14 protein-coding genes are annotated in these 12,277 nt (G+C 50.3%); 8 read left to right on the top strand and 6 right to left on the bottom strand.

Annotated elements, in window-relative coordinates; all coding sequences use genetic code 11:
- Positions 1-84 precede the first annotated feature (84 nt).
- Positions 85-1,587 carry a glutamate/gamma-aminobutyrate family transporter YjeM gene (yjeM, locus tag FTE26_RS01385; protein WP_024198533.1) on the bottom strand — a complete coding sequence of 501 codons (1,503 nt, stop codon included), beginning with the start codon at positions 1,585-1,587 and terminating at the stop codon, positions 85-87.
- Positions 1,588-1,805: 218 nt separating this feature from the next.
- Positions 1,806-2,783: an elongation factor P--(R)-beta-lysine ligase gene (gene epmA, locus FTE26_RS01380; protein ID WP_000004771.1), complete on the bottom strand. Its 978-nt coding sequence runs from the start codon at positions 2,781-2,783 to the stop codon at positions 1,806-1,808.
- 324 nt (positions 2,784-3,107) lie between these two features.
- Here epmA and frdA point away from each other — a divergent pair, with 324 nt between their 5' ends.
- From frdA to blc, 6 genes are all read left to right on the top strand, one after another.
- Positions 3,108-4,916 carry a fumarate reductase (quinol) flavoprotein subunit gene (frdA, locus tag FTE26_RS01375; protein WP_001192973.1) on the top strand — a complete coding sequence of 603 codons (1,809 nt, stop codon included), beginning with the start codon at positions 3,108-3,110 and terminating at the stop codon, positions 4,914-4,916.
- Positions 4,909-5,643: a fumarate reductase iron-sulfur protein gene (gene frdB, locus FTE26_RS01370; RefSeq protein ID WP_000829498.1), complete on the top strand. Its 735-nt coding sequence runs from the start codon at positions 4,909-4,911 to the stop codon at positions 5,641-5,643. Before frdA ends, frdB begins: the two co-directional genes overlap by 8 nt.
- Before the next feature lie 10 nt (positions 5,644-5,653).
- Entirely contained in the window at positions 5,654-6,049 is a 396-nt protein-coding gene (gene frdC, locus FTE26_RS01365; protein ID WP_000208757.1) for a fumarate reductase subunit FrdC, read from the top strand.
- Between the two features lie 10 nt (positions 6,050-6,059).
- Positions 6,060-6,419 carry a fumarate reductase subunit FrdD gene (gene frdD, locus FTE26_RS01360; protein WP_001299198.1) on the top strand — a complete coding sequence of 120 codons (360 nt, stop codon included), beginning with the start codon at positions 6,060-6,062 and terminating at the stop codon, positions 6,417-6,419.
- A gap of 62 nt (positions 6,420-6,481) precedes the next feature.
- The gene (locus FTE26_RS01355) at positions 6,482-7,615 is read left to right on the top strand and encodes a BlaEC family class C beta-lactamase (protein ID WP_001339477.1); all 1,134 of its coding nucleotides are present in this window, start codon (positions 6,482-6,484) and stop codon (positions 7,613-7,615) included.
- An 88-nt stretch (positions 7,616-7,703) separates the two neighbouring features.
- The gene (blc, locus tag FTE26_RS01350; protein WP_001238369.1) at positions 7,704-8,237 is read left to right on the top strand and encodes a lipocalin Blc; all 534 of its coding nucleotides are present in this window, start codon (positions 7,704-7,706) and stop codon (positions 8,235-8,237) included.
- Here the strand turns inward: blc and sugE are convergent.
- The 4 genes from sugE to efp form a co-directional block, all read right to left on the bottom strand.
- Positions 8,234-8,551 carry a quaternary ammonium compound efflux SMR transporter SugE gene (gene sugE, locus FTE26_RS01345; RefSeq protein ID WP_000118482.1) on the bottom strand — a complete coding sequence of 106 codons (318 nt, stop codon included), beginning with the start codon at positions 8,549-8,551 and terminating at the stop codon, positions 8,234-8,236. The genes blc and sugE overlap by 4 nt on opposite strands.
- A gap of 174 nt (positions 8,552-8,725) precedes the next feature.
- Positions 8,726-8,872 (bottom strand): lipoprotein toxin entericidin B, encoded by a 147-nt coding sequence (gene ecnB / locus FTE26_RS01340; RefSeq protein WP_000239596.1) that lies wholly within the window; start codon positions 8,870-8,872, stop codon positions 8,726-8,728.
- Between the two features lie 110 nt (positions 8,873-8,982).
- On the bottom strand, positions 8,983-9,108 hold the full coding sequence (ecnA, locus tag FTE26_RS01335) for a lipoprotein antitoxin entericidin A (RefSeq protein ID WP_000977757.1): 126 nt from the start codon (positions 9,106-9,108) through the stop codon (positions 8,983-8,985).
- Between the two features lie 51 nt (positions 9,109-9,159).
- The gene (efp, locus tag FTE26_RS01330) at positions 9,160-9,726 is read right to left on the bottom strand and encodes an elongation factor P (protein WP_000257278.1); all 567 of its coding nucleotides are present in this window, start codon (positions 9,724-9,726) and stop codon (positions 9,160-9,162) included.
- A gap of 41 nt (positions 9,727-9,767) precedes the next feature.
- On the opposite strand from efp, the gene epmB reads away from it, so the two are divergent.
- Both epmB and FTE26_RS01320 read left to right on the top strand, forming a co-directional pair.
- Positions 9,768-10,796 carry an EF-P beta-lysylation protein EpmB gene (gene epmB, locus FTE26_RS01325; RefSeq protein WP_000940530.1) on the top strand — a complete coding sequence of 343 codons (1,029 nt, stop codon included), beginning with the start codon at positions 9,768-9,770 and terminating at the stop codon, positions 10,794-10,796.
- Positions 10,797-11,185: 389 nt separating this feature from the next.
- Positions 11,186-12,055 carry a YjeJ family protein gene (locus FTE26_RS01320; protein ID WP_001008073.1) on the top strand — a complete coding sequence of 290 codons (870 nt, stop codon included), beginning with the start codon at positions 11,186-11,188 and terminating at the stop codon, positions 12,053-12,055.
- The last annotated feature ends 222 nt before the right edge of the window (positions 12,056-12,277 follow it).

Raw genomic sequence — 12,277 nt, 5'->3', positions numbered from 1 at the left:
CCGGCCCTGGAGAGTATCATCCATACGCATTACTTCCTGACAACTCATCGCCGGAGAGACGATGAGTTGCAGGATTTCATATGATCAGTCGAGAGCTAACTCAGGTTTATTCGCCATGCGACTGCAATAGTTCTGGTAAATCGCCATCGCTAACAGCGAGAAGAAGACAGGGCCGCCAATCATCCACAATGTGCTGTCCCAGTCTCCGGCTTCAACCACAGGTTGAATGATGGTGAAGACGTTCGCAAATGTCACCACCAGTACGACAACCACCGTCGCAATCATTGCCGACATACGCGTTTTGAAAATCACAAATGGTCTGTCGAGATCCTGACGTGCTTTAAAGAATGGGAAAGCCAGCGCGAGGAACAGGTAAGGAAGCGTCATAGACACGTTCGCCATCAGCGTCAGCTTGTTAAAGAACGCGGATGCGGTACCGCCACCAAACGAAACCAGCAGGATGAAGACAGTAACCAACCCGCACTGCATCCACATGGCGATAGACGGCATCCCCATCGCATTCAGGCGCGTCATCGGTTCCGGCCACAACGCTTTCGGCGTCCCCTGGATGATGGCTTTCAGCGGTGAATAGCAAAGCGTAAAGAACGCACCGGTATAAGCGAGGAACATCGAAAGTCCGGTAATACGCGCAAACCATACGCCCAGCGACAATGACGCTTCAGGTGACAAATGCAGTGCGTTACCCAGCGTCACCCCGAGGCTCTTCATCAGCACATAGGTAATATTGCCAAGGTTAACGGAACCATTACTTAATACCTGCTGCCAGTTTGTGCTGACACCCCATAAAAATATTGCCAGCGAATAACCGATTGAAATAACAATAGCGGCAAAAACAATACCTTTGGCAAAGTTCTTTTCTGGATTTTCCGTTTTATCGACCAGACCACCAACCGCTTCAATTCCGCCATAGGCAAAAATAGCAAATACCACAAACGATAGCATTGCCAGACCGGACTGATAACCTGGGTTCGGTGATGCAAGGAAATTAATATCCTGCGCGAAATGCCCACCATTTAATAACAAAATAGTAATGCTTACTAACAGCAATACTAAATTCAGACACATTACTGCAATACCGCCCACCGCAGTAATGCGGGCAATTTTATTAATCCCCTTTGAAGCAACGACGGTGACCAGAATCATCCATGCCACTGCCAGCAGACCAACCACCTGCGTAGGCTCCAGTCCAGCAATACGCCAGTGCTGGGTCATGTCGCTACCATAGAGGAATGTTGAGAACGGTACCCAAACTTTCGCGGAGGTACTCACCATCCAGATGATATAAGAGGAAAACCACATAAACGTACCAATGAAGGCAAAACGTGGTCCGACACTATTATTCATCCAGGAATAGATACCACCTTTTTCTTTGCGATAAGCAGCTCCCATTTCAGCCATCATTAAGGCGAATGGAATAAAGAATAACAATGCAGAAAATATATAAAAGGGAATCGCACTATAACCCATTAAGTAATAAGCCGATGGGCTATTGGCAAATCCAAATACGGAAGTAAAGATCATCAATATGAGTCCTATCAGACTCATCTTTTTTATCGTGTGAGGCATGAAACCATCCTTCATTTCAGCGCGTGTATAACACGTGCCCACTGAACTGCACTGCGCAACATTGAGCAGGCAGCGTAAAAACCAATACAGAATTGATACCTGGATGATATCAAATATCCAGTCTTAAATTGTGGCCTTTAACGGAAAAATGAAAACATATGCTACAGAATGGCGCTTATCACGCCATTCTTCGCTGTTAATTCAGTAATTTTTCAGAATTATGCCCGGTCAACGCTAAAGGCGATGACTTCAGCCAGTGTCTCCGCGCCCAGCGCCAACATCACCAGACGATCAACACCTAATGCCACGCCGGAACAGTCAGGCATACCGACTTTCAAGGCTTCAATCAGATTCTGGTCAATGGGGTGCTGCGGCAAACCGCGCGCCGCGCGCTTACGGTTATCTTGTTCAAAGCGTTGTTGCTGCTCACGGGCATCCGTCAATTCATGGAAACCATTCGCCAGCTCAATACCTTTATAATAAACCTCAAAGCGTTCAGCGACCCGATGATCTTCGGTACTGATTTGCGCCAGTGATGCCTGGCTGGCTGGAAAGTGGTACACAAAGGTCGGTTTTTCTTTGCCAATATTTGGCTCTACGCCAAAGGTAAACAGCAATTGTAGCAGCGTGTCGCGGTCTTCTTCGGTATCAGCAACATTGCTCAAATCCAGTTTCGCTGCGACTTCCCGCAGTTGCGTTTTGTCGGCAGAGAGCGGGTCAATTTCCAGATAACGCAAGAAAGCTTGTTGATAAGAAAGGCTTTCTGCTGCCGGGCAGTCCAGCACCTGTTGTAAGAGATCGTCCACCTCGTTCATCAACCGGTACATATCATAGTGCGGTCGATACCACTCCAGCATAGTGAACTCAGGGTTGTGATAACGCCCCATCTCTTCATTACGGAAGCTGCGGCACAGCTGGAATACCGGCCCACAACCGGCAACCAGCAGGCGTTTCATATGGTATTCCGGGCTGGTCATTAACCAGAGATTCATCCCCTGCGAATGCCCGGGGCCAACGAAACGTGTCTCAAACGGGACCAAATGAATATCGGTTACCGTCGCCTGGCTCATACAAGGCGTCTCCACCTCCAGCACTCCACGATCGGCAAAGAAACGACGGATCTCCGCCATAATCGCCGCGCGTTTTAATAAGTTAGGAATGGATGCGCTCGGCTGCCAGGATGCCGTTTCGCTCATAGTTAAATCTCCAGTTTTTGACAAGGGCACGAAGTCTACTCGCAACGCGACGGCGAGACAAATTTTACGCAGGAATCAAACAGCGGTGGGCAGTGACTAAAAAAAGCACGATCTGATGGTTTAGTAATTAAATTAATCATCTTCAGTGATAATTTAGCCCTCTTGCGCACTAAAAAAATCGATCTCGTCAAATTTCAGACTTATCCATCAGACTATACTGTTGTACCTATAAAGGAGCAGTGGAATAGCGTTCGCAGACCGTAACTTTCAGGCACTTACCCTGAAGTACGGGGCTGTGGGATAAAAACAATCTGGAGGAATGTCGTGCAAACCTTTCAAGCCGATCTTGCCATTGTAGGCGCCGGTGGCGCGGGATTACGTGCTGCAATTGCTGCCGCGCAGGCAAATCCAAATGCAAAAATCGCACTAATCTCAAAAGTATACCCGATGCGTAGCCATACCGTTGCTGCAGAAGGGGGCTCCGCCGCTGTCGCGCAGGATCATGACAGCTTCGAATATCACTTTCACGATACAGTAGCGGGTGGCGACTGGTTGTGTGAGCAGGATGTCGTGGATTATTTCGTCCACCACTGCCCAACCGAAATGACCCAACTGGAACTGTGGGGGTGCCCATGGAGCCGTCGCCCGGATGGTAGCGTCAACGTACGTCGCTTCGGCGGCATGAAAATCGAGCGCACCTGGTTCGCCGCCGATAAGACCGGCTTCCATATGCTGCACACGCTGTTCCAGACCTCTCTGCAATTCCCGCAGATCCAGCGTTTTGACGAACATTTCGTGCTGGATATTCTGGTTGATGATGGTCATGTTCGCGGCCTGGTAGCAATGAACATGATGGAAGGCACGCTGGTGCAGATCCGTGCTAACGCGGTCGTTATGGCTACTGGCGGTGCGGGTCGCGTTTATCGTTACAACACCAACGGCGGCATCGTTACCGGTGACGGTATGGGTATGGCGCTAAGCCACGGCGTTCCGCTGCGTGACATGGAATTCGTTCAGTATCACCCAACCGGTCTGCCAGGTTCCGGTATCCTGATGACCGAAGGCTGCCGCGGTGAAGGCGGTATTCTGGTCAACAAAAATGGCTACCGTTATCTGCAAGATTACGGCATGGGCCCGGAAACTCCGCTGGGCGAGCCGAAAAACAAATATATGGAACTGGGTCCACGCGACAAAGTTTCTCAGGCCTTCTGGCACGAATGGCGTAAAGGCAACACCATCTCCACGCCGCGTGGCGATGTGGTTTATCTCGACCTGCGTCACCTCGGCGAGAAAAAACTGCATGAACGTCTGCCGTTCATCTGCGAACTGGCGAAAGCGTACGTTGGCGTCGATCCGGTTAAAGAACCGATTCCGGTACGTCCGACCGCACACTACACCATGGGCGGTATCGAAACCGATCAGAACTGTGAAACCCGCATTAAAGGTCTGTTCGCCGTGGGTGAATGTTCCTCTGTTGGTCTGCACGGTGCAAACCGTCTGGGTTCTAACTCCCTGGCGGAACTGGTGGTCTTCGGCCGTCTGGCCGGTGAACAAGCGACAGAGCGTGCAGCAACTGCCGGTAATGGCAACGAAGCGGCAATTGAAGCGCAGGCAGCTGGCGTTGAACAACGTCTGAAAGATCTGGTTAACCAGGATGGCGGCGAAAACTGGGCGAAGATCCGCGACGAAATGGGCCTGGCAATGGAAGAAGGTTGCGGTATCTACCGTACGCCGGAACTGATGCAGAAAACCATCGACAAGCTGGCAGAGCTGCAGGAACGCTTCAAGCGCGTGCGCATCACCGACACCTCCAGCGTGTTCAACACCGACCTGCTCTACACCATTGAACTGGGCCACGGTCTGAACGTTGCTGAATGTATGGCGCACTCCGCAATGGCACGTAAAGAGTCCCGCGGCGCACACCAGCGTCTGGACGAAGGTTGCACCGAGCGTGACGACGTCAACTTCCTCAAACACACCCTCGCCTTCCGCGATGCTGATGGCACGACTCGCCTGGAGTACAGCGACGTGAAGATTACTACGCTGCCGCCAGCTAAACGCGTTTACGGTGGCGAAGCGGATGCAGCCGATAAGGCGGAAGCAGCCAATAAGAAGGAGAAGGCGAATGGCTGAGATGAAAAACCTGAAAATTGAGGTGGTGCGCTATAACCCGGAAGTCGATACCGCACCGCATAGCGCATTCTATGAAGTGCCTTATGACGCAACTACCTCATTACTGGATGCGCTGGGCTACATCAAAGACAACCTGGCACCGGACCTGAGTTACCGCTGGTCCTGCCGTATGGCGATTTGTGGTTCCTGCGGCATGATGGTTAACAACGTGCCAAAACTGGCATGTAAAACCTTCCTGCGTGATTACACCGACGGTATGAAGGTTGAAGCGTTAGCTAACTTCCCGATTGAACGCGATCTGGTGGTCGATATGACCCACTTCATCGAAAGTCTGGAAGCGATCAAACCGTACATCATCGGCAACTCCCGCACCGCGGATCAGGGTACTAACATCCAGACCCCGGCGCAGATGGCAAAGTATCACCAGTTCTCCGGTTGCATCAACTGTGGTCTGTGCTACGCCGCGTGCCCGCAGTTTGGCCTGAACCCAGAGTTCATCGGTCCGGCTGCCATTACGCTGGCGCATCGTTATAACGAAGATAGCCGCGACCACGGTAAGAAGGAGCGTATGGCGCAGTTGAACAGCCAGAACGGCGTATGGAGCTGTACTTTCGTGGGCTATTGCTCCGAAGTCTGCCCGAAACACGTCGATCCGGCTGCGGCCATTCAGCAGGGCAAAGTAGAAAGTTCGAAAGACTTTCTTATCGCGACCCTGAAACCACGCTAAGGAGTGCAACATGACGACTAAACGTAAACCGTATGTACGGCCAATGACGTCCACCTGGTGGAAAAAATTGCCGTTTTATCGCTTTTACATGCTGCGCGAAGGCACGGCGGTTCCGGCTGTGTGGTTCAGCATTGAACTGATTTTCGGGCTGTTTGCCCTGAAAAATGGCCCGGAAGCCTGGGCGGGATTCGTCGACTTTTTACAAAACCCGGTTATCGTGATCATTAACCTGATCACTCTGGCGGCAGCTCTGCTGCACACCAAAACCTGGTTTGAACTGGCACCGAAAGCGGCCAATATCATTGTAAAAGACGAAAAAATGGGACCAGAGCCAATTATCAAAAGTCTCTGGGCGGTAACTGTGGTTGCCACCATCGTAATCCTGTTTGTTGCCCTGTACTGGTAAGGAGCCTGAGATGATTAATCCAAATCCAAAGCGTTCTGACGAACCGGTATTCTGGGGCCTCTTCGGGGCCGGTGGTATGTGGAGCGCAATTATTGCGCCGGTGATGATCCTGCTGGTGGGTATTCTGCTGCCACTGGGGCTGTTTCCGGGTGATGCGCTGAGCTACGAGCGCGTTCTGGCGTTCGCGCAGAGCTTCATTGGTCGCGTATTCCTGTTCCTGATGATCGTTCTGCCGCTGTGGTGTGGTTTACACCGTATGCACCACGCGATGCACGATCTGAAAATTCACGTGCCTGCGGGCAAATGGGTTTTCTACGGTCTGGCTGCTATCCTGACAGTTGTCACGCTGATTGGTATCGTTACAATCTAACGTATCGCCAATGTAAATCCGGCCCGCCTATGGCGGGCCGTTTTGTATGGAAACCAGACCTTATGTTCAAAACGACGCTCTGCGCCTTATTAATTACCGCCTCTTGCTCCACATTTGCTGCCCCTCAACAAATCAACGATATTGTGCATCGCACAATTACCCCGCTTATAGAGCAACAAAAGATCCCCGGTATGGCGGTGGCGGTAATTTATCAGGGTAAACCTTATTACTTTACCTGGGGCTATGCGGACATCGCCAAAAAGCAGCCCGTCACACAGCAAACGTTGTTTGAGTTAGGTTCGGTCAGCAAAACATTTACGGGCGTGCTTGGTGGCGACGCTATTGCTCGAGGGGAAATCAAGTTAAGCGATCCCGCAACAAAATACTGGCCTGAACTTACCGCTAAACAGTGGAATGGGATCACACTATTACATCTTGCGACCTACACCGCTGGCGGCCTGCCATTGCAGGTGCCGGATGAAGTGAAATCCTCAAGCGACTTGCTGCGCTTCTATCAAAACTGGCAGCCTGCATGGGCTCCAGGAACACAACGTCTGTATGCCAACTCCAGTATCGGTTTGTTCGGCGCACTGGCTGTGAAGCCGTCTGGTTTGAGTTTTGAGCAGGCGATGCAAACTCGTGTCTTCCAGCCACTCAAACTCAACCATACGTGGATTAATGTACCTCCCCCAGAAGAAAAGAATTACGCCTGGGGATATCGCGAAGGTAAGGCAGTGCATGTTTCGCCAGGGGCGTTAGATGCTGAAGCTTATGGTGTGAAGTCGACCATTGAAGATATGGCCCGCTGGGTACGAAGCAATATGAATCCCCGTGATATCAACGACAAAACACTTCAGCAAGGGATACAACTGGCACAATCTCGCTACTGGCAAACCGGCGATATGTATCAGGGCCTGGGCTGGGAAATGCTGGACTGGCCGGTAAATCCTGACAGCATCATTAACGGCAGTGGCAATAAAATTGCACTGGCAGCACACCCTGTAAAAGCGATTACGCCCCCAACTCCTGCAGTACGCGCATCATGGGTACATAAAACAGGGGCAACCGGCGGATTTGGTAGCTATGTCGCGTTTATTCCAGAAAAAGAGCTGGGTATAGTGATGCTGGCTAACAAAAACTATCCCAATCCAGCGAGAGTCGCCGCCGCCTGGCAGATTCTCAACGCTCTACAGTAAAATTTCATCGGGTCCGAATTTTCGGACCTTTTCTGCGCTTTTCCTTGCTGTCATCTACACTTAGAAAAAAACCAGTAAGGAAACATTTATGCGCCTGCTCCCTCTCGTTGCCGCAGCGACAGCTGCATTTCTGGTCGTTGCCTGCAGTTCTCCTACGCCGCCGCGTGGCGTAACAGTAGTGAATAATTTCGACGCAAAACGTTATCTCGGTACCTGGTATGAGATTGCCCGTTTTGATCACCGTTTTGAACGTGGACTGGAAAAAGTCACCGCAACATACAGTCTGCGTGATGACGGCGGCCTGAATGTCATCAATAAAGGCTATAACCCTGACAGAGAAATGTGGCAGCAGAGTGAAGGGAAAGCGTACTTTACCGGCGCACCAACACGCGCTGCGCTGAAAGTGTCATTCTTTGGTCCTTTCTATGGCGGTTATAACGTCATTGCACTTGATCGGGAATACCGCCATGCGCTGGTTTGCGGCCCGGACCGCGACTACCTGTGGATACTCTCCCGCACGCCAACCATTTCTGACGAAGTGAAACAGGAGATGCTGGCAGTCGCGACCCGGGAAGGGTTTGATGTCAGTAAGTTTATTTGGGTACAGCAGCCCGGTAGTTAGTGAGTGCTGAGTTTCAGACCAATAATCCCCAATACGATTAACGCCAGACTCGCCAGGCGCATCGGGTTAGCGGACTCACCGAGCAGCACAATGCCGGTGATGGCAGCGCCGACTGCGCCAATACCCGTCCACACGGCATAAGCCGTCCCTACCGGTAACGATTTCATCGCCCAGGCAAGTAGCGCCATACTGACTATCATCGCCGTCACGGTAATAACACTCGGCGTCAAACGGCTAAAGCCGTGGGTATATTTCAGGCCAACGGCCCATACCACTTCCAGCAGACCAGCAATAACTAAGATAATCCAGGACATATCAGGCTCCGGAGAATTGGGGCCGTCCCCGGTGAAAAGAGGCGTTTGCAGGTCGTCCTGCAAAGCTGATGGTTGAACGGATATTTTGCCAGGTGGCAGGGGAATTTCAACTATTACCTTTGTGACTATCGCAAAAAAACAAACGGCACGACATAACTGTCGTACCGTTATTGCTTATTGCTGCGCTTTCGTTGCTGCACCAGAAATCGCGTTACCGCCATCAGAAATGTCTTCACCAACGCCACGCGTGGTGTTGCAGGCAGTTAATACTGTTGAAAGCACCAGAACAGAAAAGATCGCTGCAATTGTCTTCTTCACCATAACGTCTTCCTTTTAGGTAATGTTATTTATGTTTGCCTATAGCAAATTAATAATAGACAACATCGCCAAAAATGATGGAAATCTGATGATTTTTCGGAAGAGAAGAAAAATTAGCTGGCAGCGCGGGAGATGGAGTTGCCGAGATGTTTGATGTCTTCGCCGAAACCGCGAGCGGTGTTACAGCCCGTGAGCAGCGTGCTGGCAAGCAAAACAAGAACGATAAGGCGTTTCATCATCTCTGACCTGAATAAGTGATGGTGCAGCCTGCAGGCCGCACCACAACCGCATTACTTCACGCGAGAGACGTATTCACCAGAGCGGGTATCCACTTTGATGACTTCGCCGATTTGTACGAACAGCGGAACTTTAACCACAGCGCCAGTAGACAGGGTAGCCGGTTTGCCGCCAGTACCTGCGGTATCACCTTTCAGGCCCGGATCGGTATCAACGATTTCCAGTTCAACGAAGTTCGGCGGAGTAACGGAGATCGGCTGACCATTCCACAGAGTTACGATACACTCTGCCTGATCCAGCAGCCATTTAGCGTTGTCGCCAATTGCTTTTGCATCAGCAGACAGCTGCTCGAAAGTTTCGTTGTTCATGAAGTGCCAGAACTCACCGTCGTTGTACAGGTAAGTCAGGTTCATATCGACAACATCAGCGCCTTCAGCGGAATCAGTAGATTTGAAGGTTTTTTCTACGCGAGTACCGGTCAGCAGACGACGCAGTTTAACGCGAGCAAATGCCTGGCCTTTACCCGGTTTTACGAATTCACTCGCTTCAACCGCGTAAGGTTCGCCGTCTAACATGATTTTAAGACCAGCACGAAAATCGTTGCTATAGTACGTTGCCATAAGGCCCTCTGAAATTTGTTAATTGGTAGCTAAGCCACAAAATGGCGCATATTGTAACCCTAAATACCCCATCCAGAGAAGATTGGTTAACGCAACTTGCCGATGTTGTGACCGATCCTGATGAACTTCTGCGTCTTTTGAATATAGACGCGGACGAAAAACTGTTGGCCGGACGCAGCGCCAAAAAGCTGTTTGCCCTGCGTGTGCCCCGCTCATTTATCGATCGCATGGAGAAAGGCAATCCGGACGATCCTCTTTTGCGTCAGGTACTTACCTCGCAAGATGAGTTTGTCGTCGCGTCCGGATTCTCCACCGACCCGCTGGAAGAACAGCACAGCGTAGTGCCTGGTTTGTTGCATAAATACCACAACCGGGCGCTTTTGCTGGTCAAAGGCGGCTGCGCGGTAAATTGCCGCTATTGCTTCCGTCGCCACTTCCCCTATGCCGAAAATCAGGGCAACAAGCGTAACTGGCAGACTGCTCTTGAGTATGTTGCTGCGCATCCGGAACTGGACGAGATGATTTTCTCCGGCGGCGATCCGCTGATGGCGAAAGATCACGAGCTGGACTGGTTGCTCACACAACTGGAAGCCATCCCGCATATCAAACGTCTGCGGATTCACAGCCGTCTGCCGATTGTGATCCCGGCACGTATCACCGAGGCGCTGGTTGAACGCTTTGCCCGTTCTACGCTGCAAATCTTGCTGGTGAATCACATCAATCATGCCAATGAGGTAGATGAAACGTTCCGTCAGGCGATGGCTAAATTGCGCCGTGTCGGTGTCACCCTGCTTAACCAGAGCGTTCTGTTACGTGGTGTGAACGATAACGCACAAACGCTGGCAAACCTGAGTAATGCGTTGTTCGATGCCGGCGTAATGCCGTATTACCTGCATGTGCTCGATAAAGTACAGGGCGCGGCGCATTTTATGGTGAGTGATGACGAAGCACGGCAGATTATGCGTGAGTTGCTGACACTGGTGTCGGGTTATCTGGTGCCGAAACTGGCGCGAGAAATCGGCGGCGAACCCAGCAAAACGCCGCTGGATCTCCAGCTACGCCAGCAGTAACTGATTAAACAGGGAAGTTAAACATTAGCCTGATGCGCTACGCTTATCAGGCCTACATTGTGCATTGAAATTGAATGGATTTGCAATGAACTGTAGGCCGGATAAGGCGTTTACGCCGCATCCGGCAAGAGCAACAAACGCAAGTACAGCAACCTGTCATTAAACTGGGAAATTTAATCTTTGCCCGTTGCATAACCTTTAATTATTCATATACATTGCTGTTGTTACTCTTTATATAGCCAACACCAATAATTAACCTTTCTTTTCTGTTTATATAGAGTGAGTACGGCTATTTATGTTATTTTAACAACTATTACTACCAAGCCCATTTATCTGGCTTATAAATTAAAATTAATTATTTAATTGAGAAATGGTTAGGGAGAACCTACATGGCCATAAGCATCAAGGGTGTTAATACCGGTGTTATTCGCAAGAGTAATAATTTCATTGCACTGGCGCTGAAAATTAAAGAACCTCGCAATAAAGAATCGTTGTTCTTTATGTCTGTCATGGAACTGCGCGACCTGCTGATTGCGCTGGAAAGTCGTATGCATCAAAAGCATAAACTGGATGCTGCTGCACGCCTTCAGTATGAGCAAGCTCGCGATAAAGTCATTAAGAAAATGGCAGAAAACATCCCAGAAATTCTGGTTGATGAGCTTAAAAATGCCGATATTAATCGTCGGGTTAACACGCTGGAACTTACCGATAATCAAGGCGAAAATCTTACCTTCGTATTAACGCTACATGACGGTAGCAAATGTGAGTTAGTCGTCAATGAGTTGCAGATTGAAATGCTGGCGCGAGCAATCATTCATGCAATTAATAATGCGGAAATGCGTGAACTGGCATTACGTATTACCTCACTGTTAGATTTCCTGCCGTTATATGACGTTGACTGCCAGGAAAATGGCAATCTGGAATATGACACCTATTCCCAACCGGAATGGAAACATAACCTGTTCGACCATTATCTGGCGGTGCTTTACCGCTTTAAAGATGAAAGTGGCAAAGAACAATTTAGCGGCGCAGTGGTGAAAACGCGTGAAGCAACGCCGGGTAAAGAAATAGAGGCGATCACTCGCCGAATGCTTGATTTCAGCCAACGACTGAAAAAACTCGCGGGTGTGCCATGTCAGGTCTATGTTCGCACCGTAGCGGCGAATAACGCCCAACCGCTAACCCAGGATCAATGCTTACGCGCGCTGCATCACTTACGTGTTCAATCCACCAGCAAAACTGCACCACAGGCGAAATAATCTCATCTTTGCTAATGCGAGGCTGGAGCCATCCAGCCTGAAATGACTGATAACGTGATCGTTGGTCATGCCGGATGCGGCGTAAACGCCTTATCCGGCCTACAAATTCTCAAGCATTCAATCAGTTGCAATGCCTGCTGTAGATACTGTTATGGCCTGCAAGTTTTTTCCTGGTCCGGTTTCCCGGATTGCAGGCATGCCAGACACAGCGCCGTCAGGCGC

The organism is Escherichia sp. S10b (genome assembly GCF_028421345.1).
Taxonomy (GTDB): Bacteria; Pseudomonadota; Gammaproteobacteria; order Enterobacterales; family Enterobacteriaceae; genus ECMA0423.
The sequence above is the reverse complement of the archived record's forward strand: the minus strand, read 5'-3'. Positions and strand labels throughout refer to the sequence as shown.